The sequence below is a fragment of the Chryseobacterium sp. SIMBA_028 genome, assembly GCF_046535285.1.
Taxonomy (GTDB): domain Bacteria; phylum Bacteroidota; class Bacteroidia; order Flavobacteriales; family Weeksellaceae; genus Chryseobacterium.
Genome location: NZ_JAWRWZ010000011.1, coordinates 88,507 through 107,849, shown reverse-complemented (window position 1 = coordinate 107,849; position 19,343 = coordinate 88,507). Strand labels below are relative to the sequence as shown.

General features: G+C 35.8%; 13 protein-coding genes. 9 read left to right on the top strand and 4 right to left on the bottom strand.

Translation table 11 applies throughout. The features are described from left to right. Nucleotides 1–7 precede the first annotated feature (7 nt). Nucleotides 8–718 carry a HesA/MoeB/ThiF family protein gene (locus SCA31_RS15695; protein ID WP_410697898.1) on the top strand — a complete coding sequence of 237 codons (711 nt, stop codon included), beginning with the start codon at nucleotides 8–10 and terminating at the stop codon, nucleotides 716–718. Between the two features lie 84 nt (nucleotides 719–802). On the opposite strand, the gene SCA31_RS15690 is transcribed toward SCA31_RS15695, so the two are convergent. Together SCA31_RS15690 and SCA31_RS15685 are read right to left on the bottom strand one after the other, a co-directional pair. Next, the gene (locus SCA31_RS15690; protein WP_410697897.1) at nucleotides 803–3,019 is read right to left on the bottom strand and encodes an outer membrane beta-barrel protein; all 2,217 of its coding nucleotides are present in this window, start codon (nucleotides 3,017–3,019) and stop codon (nucleotides 803–805) included. 99 nt (nucleotides 3,020–3,118) lie between these two features. Next, nucleotides 3,119–5,293 (bottom strand): TonB-dependent receptor domain-containing protein, encoded by a 2,175-nt coding sequence (locus SCA31_RS15685; RefSeq protein WP_410697896.1) that lies wholly within the window; start codon nucleotides 5,291–5,293, stop codon nucleotides 3,119–3,121. A 179-nt stretch (nucleotides 5,294–5,472) separates the two neighbouring features. On the opposite strand from SCA31_RS15685, the gene SCA31_RS15680 reads away from it, so the two are divergent. Both SCA31_RS15680 and SCA31_RS15675 read left to right on the top strand, forming a co-directional pair. Further along, complete coding sequence (locus tag SCA31_RS15680; RefSeq protein ID WP_410697895.1) at nucleotides 5,473–6,408, top strand: sensor histidine kinase; 936 nt, start codon at nucleotides 5,473–5,475, stop codon at nucleotides 6,406–6,408. Continuing rightward, nucleotides 6,405–7,082 (top strand): LytR/AlgR family response regulator transcription factor, encoded by a 678-nt coding sequence (locus SCA31_RS15675; RefSeq protein WP_410697894.1) that lies wholly within the window; start codon nucleotides 6,405–6,407, stop codon nucleotides 7,080–7,082. Before SCA31_RS15680 ends, SCA31_RS15675 begins: the two co-directional genes overlap by 4 nt. 308 nt (nucleotides 7,083–7,390) lie before the next feature. Here the strand turns inward: SCA31_RS15675 and SCA31_RS15670 are convergent, their stop codons facing one another. Together SCA31_RS15670 and SCA31_RS15665 are read right to left on the bottom strand one after the other, a co-directional pair. Continuing rightward, nucleotides 7,391–9,658 carry an aconitate hydratase gene (locus SCA31_RS15670; RefSeq protein ID WP_410697893.1) on the bottom strand — a complete coding sequence of 756 codons (2,268 nt, stop codon included), beginning with the start codon at nucleotides 9,656–9,658 and terminating at the stop codon, nucleotides 7,391–7,393. A gap of 308 nt (nucleotides 9,659–9,966) precedes the next feature. Further along, a complete protein-coding gene (locus SCA31_RS15665; RefSeq protein WP_410697892.1) occupies nucleotides 9,967–12,747 on the bottom strand; it encodes a bifunctional aconitate hydratase 2/2-methylisocitrate dehydratase in 2,781 nt (926 codons plus the stop codon). Nucleotides 12,748–13,058: 311 nt separating this feature from the next. Between SCA31_RS15665 and SCA31_RS15660 the strand changes: the two genes are divergently transcribed. The 6 genes from SCA31_RS15660 (at nucleotide 13,059) to SCA31_RS15635 (ending at nucleotide 19,239) form a co-directional block, all read left to right on the top strand. Then, a complete protein-coding gene (locus tag SCA31_RS15660; RefSeq protein WP_410697891.1) occupies nucleotides 13,059–13,829 on the top strand; it encodes a WG repeat-containing protein in 771 nt (256 codons plus the stop codon). 281 nt (nucleotides 13,830–14,110) lie between these two features. Then, the gene (locus tag SCA31_RS15655; protein WP_410697890.1) at nucleotides 14,111–16,228 is read left to right on the top strand and encodes a TonB-dependent receptor; all 2,118 of its coding nucleotides are present in this window, start codon (nucleotides 14,111–14,113) and stop codon (nucleotides 16,226–16,228) included. Nucleotides 16,229–16,466: 238 nt separating this feature from the next. Next, nucleotides 16,467–17,219: a hypothetical protein gene (locus SCA31_RS15650; protein WP_410697889.1), complete on the top strand. Its 753-nt coding sequence runs from the start codon at nucleotides 16,467–16,469 to the stop codon at nucleotides 17,217–17,219. Further along, entirely contained in the window at nucleotides 17,207–17,749 is a 543-nt protein-coding gene (locus SCA31_RS15645; protein ID WP_410697887.1) for an acyl-CoA thioesterase, read from the top strand. The genes SCA31_RS15650 and SCA31_RS15645 overlap by 13 nt, the downstream gene beginning before the upstream one ends. A 173-nt stretch (nucleotides 17,750–17,922) precedes the next feature. After that, entirely contained in the window at nucleotides 17,923–18,852 is a 930-nt protein-coding gene (locus SCA31_RS15640; RefSeq protein WP_410697886.1) for a 2-hydroxyacid dehydrogenase, read from the top strand. 57 nt (nucleotides 18,853–18,909) lie between these two features. Further along, nucleotides 18,910–19,239, top strand: coding sequence for a hypothetical protein (locus SCA31_RS15635; RefSeq protein WP_410697885.1), 330 nt, complete (start codon nucleotides 18,910–18,912; stop codon nucleotides 19,237–19,239). Nucleotides 19,240–19,343: the final 104 nt, after the last annotated feature.

The following is a 19,343-nucleotide window of genomic DNA, read 5'->3' as shown; positions in this document are numbered from 1 at the left end:
ATTCAAAATGGAAAGCGAAGATATTTTTAAAAGATACAGCCGACAGATTTTTATTGATGAAATTGGGTTAGAGGGGCAAAAGAAAATTATGGCTTCCAAAGTTCTTATCATAGGAGCCGGCGGATTGGGAAGTCCCGTGATCCAATATTTAGCGGCTGCAGGAGTTGGAACTTTAGCCCTTGCTGACTTTGACCATGTAGAGCTTCATAACCTGAACCGCCAGATCATCCATAATGAGAAGAAAGTAGGAATGCTGAAAGTAAAAAGCGCAGAGACTTTTGTAAAAAAACTAAATCATCAGGTAGAAGTGATAGGTATTGAAGAGAAAATTAATGCAACTAACGCTTCAGAGATACTCTCCCAATATGATATTATTGTGGACGGATCAGACAATTTCTCCACCAGATATTTGGTTAATGATACTTGTGTAGTACTGAAAAAAACATTGGTGTACGGAAGCATCTTAGGGTTCTCCGGACAAATGGCGGTCTTCAATCATCTGGGAAGCAAAAACTTGAGAGATCTTTTTCCAGAACCTCCTGTTGATGAAGAGGTGCCGGATTGTGATAGCTTGGGTGTTCTTGGAGCTTTACCTGGAATCATAGGAAGTATGATGGCACTTCAGACCTTGAAAATAATTACGGATCTTCCTATAACCTTAGACCAGATAACACTTGTTGATACACTGGACTGGAGATTTCAAACGATAGATTTTTAGATGATTTCTGATGAAATTCATGAAATAAAAAATGAGGCTGTAAAACTATTACAGCCTCATTTTGGTTTATTTTATCATGTAAATCTATTGTCCTTGCTGCATTACGCCTCCATTATCCTCTTTCTTAGGTTGGTTTAAGATACTAGCATCTTCCTTGGCCAGCTTATTCTTGGTAGGAATTTTATAGTTGATCGAAATACCAAAGTTTCTTGAGTCATACTTGGTTCTTAGTAATACAGATTCGCTGGCTGGCAGATTAGAGTAAGCCTGCGTCACCTGGCTGTTGAAAATATCATTAGCAAATACGGAAACACTCAAACGTTTATCCATAAACTTTTTAGTCAATGTAATATTTAGGGAGTTATTAAACGGTTTATCAGCCGTAAAATAGAAGTACCCTCCTTTTGCCGTTACATAACTGTAATTTACATTCATGTTGATACCCTTAGGAAGAATCAATTGAGTCATAAGGTTGAATATCCAGAAACCTTTATTGTTAAGATTGTCAATTTCATGCTTTTGATATCCCGCATACAGATACATAAAGTTGATTTTATCAGGATTAAAATTAAATTTCATCACCTCACTCAATGGTTTACTGAAAAGCATGAACGGAATAGGAAGTCCCACATTGAAGTTATGAATCTTCATGTTGGATATGTTAACCTGCTGATTAAATAAGTTATTTCCACTTTTTCTAACGATCTGCGCAACCTGATTGGTTGCTGAACTTACACTATAGCCAATAAATGCATAATCAAAAGCAGAAACCTTTAGTTCATAATTGTCAAAAATAGTAGGCTGTAGATTCGGGTTACCGGTTATTTGCGTATTGGGACCGCCAAATGTTGTGTTATTTGGGTTTAGGGCGGAAATACTCGGTAAACTGATCTTTCTGTTATAATTAGCCGCTACATATACCTGACTCATCATATTATACTGAATGCTGGCATTAGGAAAGAACTTAAACTTATTGAAAGGAAGCAAGTCAGCCTGAACCAATTTATCATCCTTATCAAAATACCTTGTAACCCCAGAAATATCATAGTTTTCAAAACGTGACCCTAATGTGAAGTCAAATTTTTTCAGCTTAGCCTGAAACTCCAAATAGGTTGATGCTGTTTGTCTCTGATATTCAAGGTTCGTAAGTCCAAAACTTTCTGTATCATAATCCTGTCTTTCATATAATCCTCCCAGGCTTACTTTTCCACCATCAAGAAGCTTTATAGGCTGAGAATAATCTACCTTAAAATTGGCTATTCTCATATCCGATTGATTGTTAATGATATTCCCTCTGAAATAATTAAAAGGTGTATTGTCATTGGTGAATTTTCCTTTTTGGTAGAAGTTGTCCTGCCCAAACTTACTGTTGGATTTTGTATAACCAAACTGGAAATCTAATTTTTGAGATTTATCAGAGAAACGTTTTTGGTACGTTACAACAGCCTCTTGTCTTACATTGTTTGTATTTGCCGCATCATAAGCATCAAAAAGCCCCTCTTTGTATACATTAGGCTTTGCGCTCACAAGAATATTAGCAATACCACTACTTAAAGTATAGTTGTCATTATTATTGTGGTAAATATCGTAGTTCAATAATAACCTGTCCTGTCCAAGATCAAAAGTAGCACCTGCTTTTGCAAAGTAACCACGGGCTAATCTATCTGAATTGGTATCCAGTATATTTTCTTGTTGAGAGCTCAACATCGTTTCACGATAGTTTTGTCCTACGTTAAGCTGCCATCCGAAAAGCTTATTTCTAGCATTCAGATTAATAGAATTGGTTGTTCTGCTTCTGAACTTATCATAATTGGTGAATGTGTAATTCCCGGAATAAGTAGCTGTTAAATATTTATTAGCATTTTTGTTGGTGATGATATTCATGATGGCACCCCCTGAAGTAGCAGGAAACTCTGCTCCCGGCTGGGTAATCACTTCAATTTTGTCTACTGAGTTAGCCGGCATTCCCTCTAGAAATGCATTTAGATCATTGGATGTAATATTCAAAGGTCTTCCGTTTAAGAAAACATCCAGTATCTTTCCCTGATACATCATTCCTGCAAGATCGGTGGCTACCAGTCCAGGAAGTTTTTTAAGCCCCTCCAGAACATTTCCATTATTCAGCTGAGGCTGCTCAGAAAAATCAAAAATGGTACGATCTGCTTTTTGTTCAACGGCTTTTTTAGTTTTGGTGATGACAACCCCTTCAATTTGTTTTTCATTGGTTGTATTATTGCTTTTCTCCTGTGAAAAAACGCACACAGAGGTTATAAGCGATAAAGCGAATATAATTTTTTTCATAATGTTTTTTACAACTAATCAGTTAGACGCACAAAATGAAAAATTGTTACGGAATAATTTTCAAAAATAGCTTTTTTAGTAATTTTTTATCTCTGAAAACTATTGTGCCCTATCTTTCTCCTCAAACTTAATGTTCTTTTTGTTGATGCTCTTTTTGCCTGTTCCAAAGGTATAAGTGGCGCTTAATCGAAAGCTTCTTCCATCCCAGTAATTGTCAAAATGCTGGCTGTTATCTTTAAAATACATGTCACCACGAAATCTCTGAGCAAAAATATTGGTAACAGTTACATTGATCTGCAACTTTTTTTCAATGAGGGAGATTTTTAATCCAGACGCTAGCTCCGGAAAGTTGTGAAAATAAGAATTCACATTTATGTAAGGGAGGCTGTGATCAAAATTCACAAATAAAGAAACAGTTTTTTCTTTGTTCAGGCTAAAAGTATTGTTAATAGAGTAACTGAATGAACTTCCTTTCCTTGGATCTGCCTCAATACCAAATACGCTAGAGTTTTGAAGAGATGCATTCATGGAAACGCTGGCTTCCCAGAATTTGAAGAAAGTATCGGTATAAGAGGCGTTTATACCCCAAAAATCGTTATTATAATAATTCAGATAAGTACTGATTTGTGATAATCCGTCTATATTGGAAATCTGACCGAATGCATTTTTCATTTTCAGGTAATAAGCACTTACTGATAGCTTATTGTTAAAGGTATATCCCAGTTCCCAATTGTTGATGTAGGCAGGCGTAAGCAGAGGATTTCCTGAAGAATATGAATACGGGTTTGAATACCAGCGGAACGGATTAAGGTTGCTCATACTCGGACGGTTGATTCTTCTGGAATATGAAAAACTGAATACATTTTTATCTTCCTTATAAGAAATGTAAGCAGAGGGAAACCACTGTCCATAATTATATTGATTATCCGTATTGGAAGAGGGCGTAAAACTTTCTGCATTTGTATTTTCATAGCGAATGCCAGCTTTGGTTTCCCAATGCTCTCCAAAAGACTTTGAAAAACTTACATACCCTGCGTAGTTTTCTTCTTTGTATTGAAAAACATTCGCTCTTAACGGATCAGGTATATATTGCCCGGATATAAGGGTAAGATATTGTAAGTACGAAGTGTTTTTAAACTGATTGAATTTTACCCCGGTTTCAATAGTTCCAAAAGAAAACGGAAGTTCTAAATCTGCTTGTGCAGAAAAGATTTGTGGTGCAACAATGGAAATAGTTCTAACATCTTCAATAGATTGATTGGAGTACTTCAACGTAGAAAAATTAACCTCAGTATCAGAATTATTTTTATAAAAATTTCCGGCAATGCTTAATTTTTTTCCTAGTGAATCTAGCTTTACATCATAATAAGCACTCAAAGTATGAGTAGGAAGATTTTCCCGATGAAAAGTACTGGTGAAAAGGTTTTCCTCCTTAGCCTCAGAATTAACATTTTTCGTTGTGTTAACGATATCCATCCCTGATTTTTGATGTGCATAAATATATTCAAATCCGATTTGTGAATTTTTACTGATTTTATAGGAGATATTAAGATGAGGAGTCAGTTCTTTCCACATGTCTTTTCTTATCGAATTGCTATAGTTCTGGCTCGCTCCTAAAATCATTTCATTTTCATTAGAACGTTTAGCAGAATTATAATACGTTAGTTTCAGGCTGCTGGTGAATCTATCCGTTTGGTAATTCAGCGAGCCATTGGAATTAAACCCGAAATAGCTTCTTTGAATGAAATTAGAATTGATATTTCCGCTAAAACCCATATTAGGATTTTTTTTAAGTATAATATTGATAATACCACTATTTCCTTGAGCTTCATACTTTGCCGGAGGAGTGGTGATAACCTCTATTTTTGCAATATTTTCGGACCTGATGGATTTTAGATAATTAAATAAAGCAGTTCCTGAAAGATTAAGCATTCTTCCGTTGACCATTACACTTACGGTACTTTTTCCGGTAATGGAAATTAAACCTTGATTTTCATTTACTTTCAGCATGGGAACATTGGCAAGTGTTTCCGAAGCGTCCATTCCCTGTGATGCAATAGAAGCATCCACGTTGAAGATCAAACGGTCTGCCTTTCTTTCGACCAATTTTTTCTTTGCAAGAATATTGACTTGTTCAAGGCTTTGAATGCTGTCTTTTTGGATTTGTGCCGACAAGGCTGAAGAAAAAAGACTGATGATAAAAAAGTATTTTAGGGTCATGGTGTGTAATCTTGAGACAAAGATATTTTCAAACTTTCTGTGCTGAAACGGCATCTAGATTTTAACGGAAATTAATCCGTTCAAAAAAGATTCATCGGAAAAAAAATAGGTTTTGTCGAAAATGTCTAGGAATTTGGAAGTACAGATTCTTACATTTGAATATGAAGCAAAAGCAAATTTTTTTCCTGCATTTTTTCTATTGGCTACTGGTTCTTAGTAAAAATATATTAACAATGATCGCTTATCAAAATAGTAATATTGATATTTTTAATACTACTATTTTTGCAGCCAGTTTTTTGGGTTTCTATGTTAATTATTTTTTTGTTGTTCCGAGGTTTTTTAATCCTAAAAGACTATATCTTACTATTATAGGTTTTTTTGTTGGTGTATTTTTCTTTGCCTTATTTCGTTATTCTTTAGAAGAAGTCTTGCTTCCTAAAATTGTTGGATTTGGAAACTACGCAGAGGGCACCTCTTTTATCTATTATTTTTATGATAATGTATATTATTCTAGTTTAACGATTTTTGTAAGCACCAGCTTGTGGCTTTTTACTTACTATTCTAAGTTAGAAAGAGAACGGTCACAACTTATTGAAGAGAGAAAGCATGCTGAGCTTCAGGCTTTGAAAACACAAATTAATCCCCATTTTATTTTTAATTCTTTAAACAACATCTACTCACTGGTCTATCAGAATTCAGAAAGAGCTTTGCCGGCCATAGAAAAGCTTGGAGAACTCTTGAGATATACTACCAAAGACCTTGAAAAAGAATTTATCCGTCTTGATCAGGAGGTGGGGTATATTGAAAGTTTAATTGAGCTGGAAAAACTAAGAATCGGAAATCCTGAATTATTGATTGTAGAAAAGAAGATCAACCAATTCGGAGTTCTTATTTCACCTATGATTCTTGTTCCATTTGTAGAAAATGCTTTTAAACATGGAGATTTCAGAGGGAAAGGCTTTGTTGTTTCTATTTCCGAAGACAATGGGAAATTGAATTTTTATCTTCAGAATTTTAAGATTATTCGTGAAAAAGATAAGGTATCCGGCATAGGAATAGAAAATGTAAGAAAAAGGCTCGAAATCTTATATCCTAAAAAATATGAGCTTCATATTAAGGAAACGGAGTCAGAATTTATTGTAGATTTAAGAATAGATTTGTCCGTATGAGAAAACTAAAATGCATTATTGTAGATGATGAACCATTGGCGATCTCTCTCATTGAAAATTATGTGCAGAAGATTCCTTTTTTTGAGCTCGTTTTTTCTACAGAGAATCCTGTTCTGGCACTGGAATTTCTAAAGAAGAACGAATCTGATCTGATTTTTTTGGATATCCAGATGCCTGAGCTTACCGGAATTAATTTTATGAAGATCAATGGAGACAAACAGAAGTATGTTTTGACAACAGCCTATTCTGAGTATGCCATGAATGGTTATGAACATAATGTCATTGATTATCTTTTAAAACCTATCTCTTTTGAAAGGTTTATGAAAAGTGCTTTAAAAGTGAAGGAGCGATTTGCTTTTAGTGATGAGGTAGATTCCCATTTTTTTGTAAAGTCTTCCGGACAACAGCATAGGATAAGCTTTAAAGACATCCTTTATATCGAAAGTATTAAAGACTATGTGAATATCCGGATATCTGATGAAGAATATATTGTGTTGGATACCCTTAAATCAATGGAAAATCAACTTCCTGACAGCTTTGTAAGAATTCATAAATCTTTTATCATAAATCTGGATAAAATCAAAAGTATTGGAGCGAAAAAGCTGATGTTATCAGAACAGGAAATCCCGATAGGAGATAGCTATAGAGCAAACCTTTTGGAAAAATTAAAATAAAATAGGAGAGTTGCTCAAACCTATAAGGTTTAGATCTGCTCAACCTCCAAAATCTGCGTGAGAATTTTTTTTTTTCAATAATGCCTCGCAGATCTTGCTGATTATGCAGGTTTTTATGTTTTGGATAAAGCTAATATATTGTTTTGATATGAAAAACAGACTTTAGTCCGCTTCTATTGAAAATGTAATGATTGGGCTTAAAGTGAAATTAACAACATAAGTATAGTTTGGTATCAGTTTAAGTAATTAAAAATAAAAAAGACGGCTAATGAAAGCCGTCTTTTTATTAATCGATCTAACAATTAATTTTATTTTTCTTGCTGCTTAATCAGGTTCAAAGCAGAACCAGCCTTAAACCATTCGATCTGTTGGTCGTTATAAGTATGGTTGGCCAGAATGATATCTTTAGTTCCGTCTTTGTGAACGAATTCTAAAGTGAGTTGTTTTCCTGGAGCAAACTGATCAAGATCTAAGAAATTAACAGTGTCATCTTCCAGAATTTTGTCATAATCAGCCTCATTAGCGAAAGTGATTCCTAACATCCCTTGTTTCTTAAGGTTGGTTTCATGGATTCTCGCAAATGATTTTACCAATACAGCTTTCACACCAAGGTGTCTAGGCTCCATGGCAGCGTGTTCTCTTGAAGAACCTTCACCATAGTTTTGGTCTCCTACAACAATAGTTGGAACTCCTGCAGCTTTGTAAGCTCTTTGAACCGCCGGAACTTCACCATATTCACCCGTTAATTCATTTTTAACGTGGTTGGTTTCCATGTTATAAGCATTTACTGCTCCAATTAACATGTTGTTTGAAATATTATCAAGATGGCCTCTGTATTTCAACCATGGACCAGCCATAGAAATGTGGTCGGTAGTACATTTTCCGAAAGCTTTGATCAATACCTTAGCGTTTTCAATGTTCTTACCGTCCCAAGCTGGAAACTCTTCTAGCAACTGAAGTCTATCTGAAGTAGGGCTTACGTTCACAACAACGCTGGATCCGTCTGGAGAGGGAGCCTGATATCCGTTATCATCTACGGCAAAACCTTTTGCAGGAAGTTCAAAACCTTTAGGTTCATCAAGCTTTATTTGCTCACCTGCTTCATTGGTTAAAGTATCAGTAATCGGGTTAAAGTCTAATCTTCCTGAGATTGCAACAGCAGCTACCATTTCAGGAGAAGCTACAAATGCATGAGTATTAGGGTTACCATCAGCTCTTTTCGCAAAGTTTCTGTTGAAAGAGTGAATGATAGAGTTTTTCTCTCCTTTTTCAGCTCCTTCTCTGTCCCATTGTCCAATACATGGGCCACAAGCGTTAGTGAAAATTCTTGCATTTTCAAATTTTCTGAAAGAATCCAGGAAACCGTCTCTTTCCGCTGTAAATTTCACCTGCTCAGAACCAGGGTTGATTCCTAAGATAGCCTTAGGCTTTACTCCTTTTGCCACCGCATCTTCAACAATGGAAGCAGCTCTTGATAAATCTTCATAAGAAGAATTGGTACAAGAACCGATAAGTGCCCATTCAACTTCTAAAGGCCATCCGTTAGCTTCAGCTTTTGCTTTGAATTCAGCAACCGGAGTTGCTAAATCTGGCGTGAAAGGTCCGTTTAAGTGAGGGGTTAGCTCAGAAAGGTTAATTTCGATTAATTGGTCGAAATATTGTTCTGGATTTGCATATACCTCAGCATCACCTGTTAAGTGTTCAGCAATTTTATCAGCGGCATCTACTACATCCTGTCTTCCTGTAGCAGCCAAATATCTTCTCATGGAATCATCGTATCCGAAAGTAGAAGTGGTAGCTCCAATTTCAGCACCCATATTACAGATAGTACCTTTACCGGTTGCAGAAAGAGATTCTGCCCCTTCACCGAAGTATTCTACGATACATCCTGTACCTCCTTTTACGGTGAGGATTCCTGCTACTTTTAAGATGACATCTTTTGCAGAAGTCCATCCGTTCATCTTACCGGTTAATTTTACTCCGATAAGCTTTGGCATTTTAAGCTCCCAAGCCATTCCTGCCATTACATCTACTGCATCTGCACCCCCTACACCAATGGCAACCATTCCTAGTCCGCCAGCATTTACAGTGTGCGAGTCAGTACCAATCATCATCCCCCCAGGGAACGCATAATTCTCTAATACAACCTGGTGGATAATACCAGCTCCGGGTTTCCAGAAGCCAATTCCGTATTTATCACAAACAGAGCTCAAGAAGTTGAATACCTCAGAGTTTTTGTTGATCCCCTCTTGTAAATCGGATTCTGCACCCACTCTTGCCTGGATCAGGTGATCTGCGTGAGCAGTTGATGGAACAGCTACTTTAGCTTTTCCTGCTTGCATAAATTGTAATAGCGCCATCTGCGCAGTGGCATCCTGCATTGCTACTCTGTCTGGTGCAAAGTCTACATAAGAGTTTCCTCTTTCATGTGCCTGTGTAGCATTTCCTTCCCAAAGGTGGGTGTAAAGAATTTTTTCTGAAAGGGTAAGAGGTTTTCCCACAATGTGTCTTGCTGCAGCAATTCTTTCAGGGTAACGCTCGTACACTTTTTTGATCATATCAATATCAAAAGTCATATCTTAATTTAGTTTTGTTCTTTTTCCGTTAATACTTCTTTCTCTGATGTGTAAGAAAGAAAAATCATTTTTTTATACATCAAAAAACGTTCCTATAATCCATAAATAGGCATGAATTTGATTGTAAATCAAGAGATTTTATAACTTTCAATTTAAGAAAAAATAGATTCTATTTTCTAGATTTTGTCGAAAAAAAAATGTATTTATCTTAAAATGGAAACGTTCTAAACAAAAAATTGAAAGATTTTAAATCCTTAAGGACCAAAATCTTTCAATTTTATAATTTTAAAAGCTATTGTCGGGTGCTGTTAATGGCCAACCTGAACCAACTCCTTAATTGGAGGAGCGAACTTAGTAAGGTCAATACCCTCAACTGCTGCTTTATATTCATCGATATTAGGAATACGTCCGATAATTGCTGAAAGAACAACAACAGGTGTAGAAGCTAATAAAGATTCTCCTTTTTTACGTTCAGAATCTTCAACCACTCTTCCTTGGAAAAGACGGGTTGATGTTGCCAATACTGTATCTCCTTTAGCTGCTTTTTCCTGGTTACCCATACAAAGGTTACATCCAGGACGCTCAAGATACATTACATTTTCGTATTCTGTACGAGCTTCACCTTTGGGTGCATTGTCATTAAATTCAAATCCTGAATATTTTTCTAATAATTCCCAGTCTCCTTCTGCTTTTAGTTCATCAATGATGTTATAAGTAGGGGCTGCCACTACAAGAGGAGCATTGAATTCCACTTTACCTTGTTGTTTTTCAAGGTTTCTAAGCATTTGAGAAACAATTTTTAAATCTCCCTTGTGAACCATACAAGATCCAACAAAACCAAGATCTACTTTTTTCTCACCGCCATAATAAGAAAGATCTCTGATGGTATCGTGAGTGTATCTCTTAGAAACATCATCATTGTTTACATCCGGGTCAGCAATCATTGGTTCAACAATTACGTCAAGGTCAACCACAACTTCTGCATAATATTTAGCATTAGCATCAGGTGCTAAAGCCGGCTTTTCACCAGATTTAATCTCTGCAATTCTCTTATCTGCTTTATTGATTAATCCTTGAAGAACTTTATTATGGTTATCCATACCCTTGTCAATCATGATCTGGATTCTTCCTTTTGCAATTTCCAATGATTCAATTAGGGTATTGTCTTCAGAAATATTGATAGAAGCTTTTGCTTTCATCTCTGCCGTCCAGTCTGTAAATGTAAATGCCTGGTCAGCAGGAAGTGTTCCGATGTGAACCTCAATGATTCTTCCCTGGAATACGTTTTCACCTCCAAATTGCTTAAGCATTTGAGCTTGTGTTGCATGAACTACATCACGGAAATCCATGTGCTCTTTCATATTCCCTTTGAAAGTAACTTTCACAGATTCCGGAATAGGCATAGAGGCTTCACCGGTAGCTAATGCAAGAGCAACCGTTCCTGAGTCAGCTCCAAAAGCAACCCCCTTAGACATTCTCGTATGAGAGTCACCACCAATGATGATGGCCCACTCGTCTACAGTAATGTCGTTAAGAACCTTGTGAATAACGTCTGTCATAGAGTGATATTCACCTTTAGGGTCACGGGCAGTGATCAAACCGAAATCATTCATGAATCTCATCAGTTTTGGAATGTTTGCCTGAGCTTTTTTATCCCATACTGAAGCGGTATGACATCCTGATTGGTAAGCACCATCCACTATTGGAGAAATTACAGTAGCTGCCATTGATTCAAGTTCCTGAGAAGTCATAAGACCTGTCGTATCCTGTGAACCAACAATGTTTACCTGTACACGAACGTCTGAACCTGCGTGAAGTACTTTTCCTGGAGTTGATCCCACTGCATTTCTGTTAAAGATCTTTTCTACAGCTGTAAGGCCTTGCCCTTCGTGAGAAATTTCTTTTGAAGGAGCAAAAACAACCGGAGCTTCAATTCCTAAAAGCTGCGCTGCAAATGTCTGTAATTTTTTACCAAATACGATAGCGTAAGATCCACCAGCTTTAATGAATTCCATTTTCTGAGGCGTGAATGCCTTAGAAATGTCAATCAACTCCTGGTCTCCATTATATAATTTTTTTGTTTTTGTATTGATGGTAAGCACTGTTCCTGTAGCTACTGAGTAAGCTTGTTCAAGAATTGGTTCCCCATTTTCATTACGAACAGGGTTTCCGTCTGCATCCAATTTTTTAACCCAGTTTTTAAGGTCGATACCGATACCTCCGGTAACATCCACCGTAGTAAGGAAGATTGGAGAAATACCATTTGTTCCTCCAACAATTGGAGCAAAGTTTACGAATGGTACATATGGACTTGCCTGTTTTCCTGTCCAAAGAGCTACGTTGTTTACTCCTGACATTCTGGATGAACCTACACCCATTGTTCCTTTTTCAGCAATAAGCATAACGCTTGCATCAGGATGTTGAGCCTGTAAAGCTTTGATTTCTTCCTGCGCCTGAGGAGTGATCATACACTTCCCATGAAGTTCACGGTCAGATCTAGAGTGAGCCTGGTTACCCGGAGAAAGTAAATCTGTTGAGATATCTCCTTCACCTGCAATAAATGTAACTACTTTAATTTCTTCAGCTACTTCTGGAAGTTTAGTGAAGAATTCAGCTTGTGCATAGCTTTCCAGGATTTCTTTTGCGATTTCGTTACCGCTATTGAATGCATCCTTTAGGCGGTTTGTATCCGCTTCATAAAGGTACACCTGTGTCTTAAGAACTTTAGCCGCTTCTTTAGCAATGGCTGCATCATTACCTAAGGCAAGATCTAACAATACTTCAATTGATGGACCTCCTTTCATGTGAGATAATAATTCAAAGGCGTAAGCTGGCGATATTTCTTCTACTACGGATTCACCTAGAATGATTTCTTTTAAAAATTTGGCTTTTACCCCCGCTGCACTTGTTGTTCCTGGTAAGGTGTTGTAAATAAAAAATTTAAGAGAGTCCGTTCGATCTGCATTACCTGAATCTTTAATTTGCGCAATAATCTCGCTTAGTAATTCAGCACCATCAATTGGCTTTGGATGAAGCCCTTGGTCTTTTCTTTCTTCAATCTCTTTGATGTAATCCTTATAAATATTCATAATAGAAGTCTTTCTCTTTTAAAAGGAGATTAGCAAAAATGACTATTCAGTCATCACCTTTCTTTTACCGGTTTGTATATAATAAACAATAACATTTTGAGCCTCCGCATTTTGATGCGAAATAGGAACCGGATAAAGTCAGTATAATCTACGTCTTTTTTTTAAGATTTTAAAATTATTAAACAATTCAAAATGTTCCCCAAAATTACGAATTTTTAATATTTTAACGGAATGAATTTATTTAGATTCTTTATAAATATGAATTTTATAATATCTATTTTTGGTTGTATTTTTGCAGCCAAATGATGAATATGAAAAATATCCTGACTGTTTTATTCGTTTTAATTTCGATTTCCTCTTTTTCACAGACCAAATCTGTGAAGAAAATTGGAGCTAAGAATATCGCGAAGACCCCCGTTAAAAAAGGGAGTTTAGTATCTAAGCCCAATCCTGATCTGGTGGTTATCAATAAAGATCTTCCGCTTCTTATTCCTAAAAAGAAAGGAGATAAGTTTGGCTACGTCAATCAAAACGGAAAATTCATCATTCAGCCGGAATATCATATTGCCGTATTTTTTTATGAAGATTGTAATCTCTTGAATTCTCCTAACGAAAAAGTGAGAAAGTACGGAACAAAGGAATATGCAACCGTAGAAAAGGATATGATTTCCTATCGTGTTGATCAATCTGGAAAGAGGGTTTATCAATTTAAAGATTCAGATCTTGGGAGATGTAAGTTTGAGGAATACAAGCATCAATTGTTTCAGGCTTATATACTGAATGGATTCTATGGAATTATTGAAAAGGCAAAATTTGTCAATGCGGCAGATTATCGACAATATCAGATTTATCCCCAGTACCAATATCTTTATATTATGGAGGGAGATGATGTAGCTGATCCGATGATTGTTGCATCCAATAATGATAAATTCGGAGTGATCGATGTCAATAATAAAATCATTGTTCCGTTCGAATATTCCAATATAAAAAGAAACTTCAGCTGGAAGCTTGGGAAGATGTTTGAAGTAACAAAAGACGGTACAAACTACTATTACATTGATGCGAATAACAAAACCTACTAAAAACTGAATTACGAATAGTGAATAATTGTTAGAGATATCTTCACGTAACCTCACTTTCAGATATCCTGCATCTGGAAAGCGAGATCCCTCAATTCAATTTTATCTCATATATTTTTTGTAATTTTGCGGTTGAAATAAAGGGGTGCTTTAACAGGCTGAGATTATACCCAATGAACCTGGAACAGGTAATGCTGTTTAGGGACGTAGACTCTACTAAAGGTCTAAACTGTATAATATCTTATCGATCCCCTTTTATTCATTAAATGTTAAAGATTTATAGAATGAAAGGATTATTTTTTTTAGGGCTTACTGTAGGCTCTGTAGCCTTTATCCAGGCTCAAAATAAGGATTCTCTGAAAATCAGGGAAATTGAAGCAGTCAGCTTTACCAAGAGACTTCCTGTTGCTAAGGAAATTATCAATGTTCAGAAAGATTTAGATGGGAAAAATTTGGGACAGGATCTTCCTATTCTTTTAAAAAATCAAACCTCCATCATTTCTACTTCAGATGCCGGAAATGGGGTAGGGTATACTGGTTTTAGAATTCGTGGGGTATCAGGATCGGCAATTAATATAATGATGAATGGTGTTCCTTACAATGATTCTGAAAGTCAGGGAACGTTTTTCGTAAATGTTCCGGACTTAACAAGCTCTGCATCACAGATTGTTATTCAAAGAGGAGTAGGTACTTCCAATAACGGAGTTTCTGCGTTTGGAGCAAGCATTAATGTAATTTCAAGGGAGCCGGAAGAAAAATTCTACTTCAAAACAGATGATAGCTATGGTTCTTTTAATACCTATAAATATTCAGCAGAAGTAGGTTCCGGGAAATTCTGGAAGAATCGTCTTTCTGTGATGGGAAGATATACCCGTATTCACTCTGATGGATATATAGACAGAGCTTCATCAGATTTGCATTCTTACAACTTTACGGCCTTGTTTGAGGAGGGAAAAACGAAATTGCGTTTAATGGCTTTTGGAGGAAAAGAAAAAACCTATCAGGCCTGGAACGGAATCACGAGAGAAATGTGGGAAACCAATCCAAAATTCAACAATTCCGGTTCAATCAAGGATGCTAATGGAAATGTGACAGGTTTCTATGATAACGAAACAGATAACTACAGACAAAACCATTATCAGTTGCTTTGGGAGCAAAAATTTGATGATCATTGGAATTTAGAGACCACCGTTCATTATACCAAAGGAAAAGGATATTATGAAAATTACAAACAGAGAAGTTCTTTCTCAAAATATAATCTGCCTGATATTATTGAGAACGGACTGACTATTAAAAAATCAGATTTTATCAGAAAAAAATGGCTGAATAATGATTTTTACGGTGTGGTTTCAACACTTTACGGGAAGTTTGAGAACCTTGACCTGAACTTTGGAGCAGTGGCCAACCAATACTATGGAAGACATTATGGAAATGTTACCGGAGTATTTTATCCGCAGATTGACGAAAGTGAATATTATAGAAATCGTTCTGTAAAGAATGAAGTTTCCGGTTTTGCTAAGGCTTTATTCAGAATGGAAAATTTTGAATTCTTCGGAGATTTACAGCTTAGAAGTATCAACTATAATACAAAGATCTTAATGGCAGGAGATGGAGAAGGTGCTGATCTTGATAAAAGCTGGCTGTTCTTTAATCCAAAGGCTGGAGTAAATTATAAAATCAATGGCGGAAAGATATTTTTATCCTATGCCCATGCCCATAGAGAGCCAAACAGAGATGATATCATGGCCAACAATGATGTAAAGCCCGAAAAGCTGCATGATTTTGAAGCCGGTCTGGAAAAACAGTTTGGTTTTTTATCCTTAACCGCGAATGTTTATTATATGTACTATGTTAATCAATTGGTTTTGAATGGTCAGCTTAATAATGTTGGGGCATTCATCAGAACCAATTCAGGAAAGAGCTACAGAAGAGGAGTTGAAGTAGGAGCATTGGCAAAACTATCAAAACAATGGGAAGTTTCAGGAAATCTAACGTTAAGCCAGAACAGAAATCAGGATTTTAATATAGAAGTTGGGGCTGCTCCGATAAGTTTGGGAAATACTCAGATTTCATTTTCTCCAAATATGATTGCTAATTTGGGAGTGAAATTTAATCCCAATAAAAATTTCCAGTTTGCTTTAATGAACCAATATGTTGGAAAACAGTATATAGATAATACGGAAGATAAAAACTTAGAGCTTAAAGATTATTTCCTTATAGACTTTAATGCGCAGTACCAGTTTACTATTGGTAAGAATGATATTGCATTAAAATTATTGGTGAATAACCTGTTCAATAAAAAATATGTAAACAATGGTTCTATTAATGATGAAGGGAATCCTTTATACTTTGCACAGGCGGGAACTAACTTTATGTTCGGAATAAGCTGGAAAATTCAGTAAGCTAAGGAAAAGAATTGCAAGAAAGTAGAAAACAACATCATGGGTACCCTTGCAAATTTGCCTTTTATGATTTTAGCTTTTTACTCTTTTCATAATAATGGCTAAGCTTTAAAAAAGAACTTTAAATAATTGTATCCATGTTTTAGTACGGAATACTCAAAAGACTGTCTCGGCAGTCTTTTTTTATATCAGTTAAATATCTTCAAAAGTCATGAAAAAGTTATAAATTTGCCACCAAATGAATATTTCAGCATACATTTTAGAATACTTAAAACAATTTGGAACTGCCACGGTTCCAGGCTTTGGTGTGTTTTCTCTGAAAAATTCTAAGGCAATTATCAATTCTGAAAACGGAAGTATTTTACCTCCGGCCAGTCAGATTGAATTTTCAATTGACTATGAAGTACAGGCTGAAGATCTTACCGCTTTTATAGCCCGAGAAAAACAAATGTCCTTAGAGGCCTCCAGAAGTGATCTTAAAATCCAGACTGATTTTTGGAAGAAAAAGCTTCAGGCAGAACAGATTCTTGAAATTCAAAATCTGGGAACAATCTTCATTGAAGAGGGGCATACCCATTTCAAAGGAAAAAGAGTGGAAGCTGGGCATCCGGATTTTTATGGATTGGAAGAAATCAGGTTCTCCGACATCAATAATGGAGAAAAAGTAAAGGCTTCTGAAAACCGTGAAAAAGATTATAAGTTTAAAAAAACGATCCTTTGGATTTTCCTTTTGATTATTCCGATCTTGGGTATCTTATACTTTGCATTTACCCAGCAGGAACTTCTTTTTGGAAAGAAATCTTTCAATAAGGTTTCCGTACAAACCTCTACACACAGAATTGTAAAAGATACGGTGAAAATGGTGGCACATACACCAGAAACTGCGGTTTCAGATTCACTGAAAAAAGACTCACTGGCAAAACCTGTCGGAAAAGGAATAAAGACTGTTCCGGCAGCTCCAAACAACACTAAGAATAAATGGCAAAAATAAAAAAAGCGTCAGAATCCCTGACTATCATGACTAATATCGTTCTTCCGAACGAAACCAACTCTTTAAGAAACCTTTTTGGCGGTGAGCTTTTAGCAAAAATGGACCGTTGTGCATCTATTTCTGCAGCAAGACACTGCGAAAGAAGAGTAGTAACAGCATCGGTAAACCACGTTTCTTTCAATCATCCAATTCCTGAAGGAGGAGTGGTTGTATTGGAATCTAAGGTTTCTAGAGCATTCTCTACTTCTATGGAAGTGTATGTGGATGTATGGTCAGACGATCCTATTAATCAGAAAAAAATTCACACTAATTCTGGGATCTATACTTTCGTTGCGGTAGATGAATTCAACCGTCCGATTCCAATTCCTGATATGGTTCCGGAAACAGAAGATGAAAAAGAAAGATATGCAGCTGCATTCCGTAGAAAAGAACTTTCATTAATCCTTTCCGGAAGAATGAAGCCTTTGGAATCTGTGGAACTTAAGAAGTTATTCCAGGAGCCACAAGAGCCGAAGAAAGACAAGAAATAAAAAAAATATTTTATAAGAAAGAATGCTTTTAAACTTTGCTAAGTGCTAACGCCTTTGCGAGCTTAGAAGCATTTATATTTTTCATACTCTAGTAAAATGAGGGTTTAAATAAAATATCCTATCATTCAGAAATAACATTTACGTATTTCTTAATTTCTAAATTTTATATTAAGATGAAAGTTCTCCTTTTAGATAAAAACCATCCTCTTATTACCGAACAGCTTTTAGCTCAAAATTTTATATTGGAAGAAGACTTTACGTCCTCTTATGATGAGGTTTGTCAGAAAATTAAAAACTATGACGGAATTATTATCAGAAGTAGAATTCCTTTGGATAAAAATTTCCTCGAACAAGGAAAAAACCTGAAGTTTATTGCCAGAGTAGGAGCGGGAATGGAAAATATTGATATTCCGGCTGCAGAAGCCCTGGGGATTCAACTTATCAATTCTCCGGAGGGTAATAGAGACTCAGTAGCAGAACATGTGGTAGGAATGCTGTTGGTAATAATGAACCGCCTTTTTATTGCTTCTCAGGAGGTGAAAAATGGGATCTGGAAACGTGAAGAGAATAGAGGAGACGAATTACTAGGGAAAACAGTAGGACTTATAGGATACGGAAATATGGGGAAAGCCACGGCTAAAAGACTTTCAGGGTTTGGATGTAAGGTGATTTTCCATGATATTCTTCCTGATCTTTCTGACGAATTTGCTACACAGGTTACATTAGATGAACTAAAGCAGTCTGCAGAGGTTCTGAGCTTACATATTCCATTGACTTCAGAAACTCATTATCTTATTGATAAAAAATTCATTTCTGAAATGAAAAATGACTTCTATTTTGTCAATACAGCAAGAGGGAAAAATGTTGAAACTAAAAGTTTAGTAGAGGCATTAAAAGAGGGTAAAGTAAAAGGAGCTTGTTTAGACGTTTTGGAATATGAAAAGTCTTCTTTCGAAAATCTAGAAATAGAAAATGAAGATTTAAAATATCTGCTGCAATCCGAAAAAACAATCGTAACACCACATATTGCAGGCTGGACGCATCAAAGTAAGGAAAAGCTCGCACAGTTTATTGTAGATAAAATTGTAGCCTCACACGGTTAGATAAATTTTCTTAAATTGTTATGACATAATTTTAGATAGATAAATAATTATGAAACTATGATCTGGACACCTATAACAATAGAAGAGATTTTAGAAATGATTCATTCAACAGAAAATGACCTTAATGATGATCTTTTGAGTTTTTGGAATTTAATCAAGATAGATCCAGAAAAATGGATTGAAGAAGAGTATGGGAAAGAAGGTGATGGGTTTTGGGTTGTAGGATTAATCGGAAGAAAAGTTATTTATTATAACGATATTGAAGAAGGTTTTAATATCTCAGATTATACAACATTTGGAACGATTGATGAATATATCTGTAATCAGGATGATTTACGTATTGCCATTCTGAATATTTATGAACTTCTTAAATTTTGGAAAAAATAATAGGCGAAGTTATAGCACCATTAAATTTATTGGATTGGCCTCCTTCGTTTTTGCATTTCTTTCTCAGTATGTTAAATAATTCATAATGTCGTCTTCATATTTAC

What these genes read in the sequence shown, in the direction of transcription:
- SCA31_RS15695 (WP_410697898.1), top strand. Translation starts at nt 8, where the DNA reads ATGGAAAGCGAAGATATTTTTAAAAGATACAGCCGACAGATTTTTATT.
- SCA31_RS15690 (WP_410697897.1), bottom strand. Translation starts at nt 3,019, where the DNA reads ATGAAAAAAATTATATTCGCTTTATCGCTTATAACCTCTGTGTGCGTT.
- SCA31_RS15685 (WP_410697896.1), bottom strand. Translation starts at nt 5,293, where the DNA reads ATGCCGTTTCAGCACAGAAAGTTTGAAAATATCTTTGTCTCAAGATTA.
- SCA31_RS15680 (WP_410697895.1), top strand. Translation starts at nt 5,473, where the DNA reads ATGATCGCTTATCAAAATAGTAATATTGATATTTTTAATACTACTATT.
- SCA31_RS15675 (WP_410697894.1), top strand. Translation starts at nt 6,405, where the DNA reads ATGAGAAAACTAAAATGCATTATTGTAGATGATGAACCATTGGCGATC.
- SCA31_RS15670 (WP_410697893.1), bottom strand. Translation starts at nt 9,658, where the DNA reads ATGACTTTTGATATTGATATGATCAAAAAAGTGTACGAGCGTTACCCT.
- SCA31_RS15665 (WP_410697892.1), bottom strand. Translation starts at nt 12,747, where the DNA reads ATGAATATTTATAAGGATTACATCAAAGAGATTGAAGAAAGAAAAGAC.
- SCA31_RS15660 (WP_410697891.1), top strand. Translation starts at nt 13,059, where the DNA reads ATGAAAAATATCCTGACTGTTTTATTCGTTTTAATTTCGATTTCCTCT.
- SCA31_RS15655 (WP_410697890.1), top strand. Translation starts at nt 14,111, where the DNA reads ATGAAAGGATTATTTTTTTTAGGGCTTACTGTAGGCTCTGTAGCCTTT.
- SCA31_RS15650 (WP_410697889.1), top strand. Translation starts at nt 16,467, where the DNA reads ATGAATATTTCAGCATACATTTTAGAATACTTAAAACAATTTGGAACT.
- SCA31_RS15645 (WP_410697887.1), top strand. Translation starts at nt 17,207, where the DNA reads ATGGCAAAAATAAAAAAAGCGTCAGAATCCCTGACTATCATGACTAAT.
- SCA31_RS15640 (WP_410697886.1), top strand. Translation starts at nt 17,923, where the DNA reads ATGAAAGTTCTCCTTTTAGATAAAAACCATCCTCTTATTACCGAACAG.
- SCA31_RS15635 (WP_410697885.1), top strand. Translation starts at nt 18,910, where the DNA reads ATGATCTGGACACCTATAACAATAGAAGAGATTTTAGAAATGATTCAT.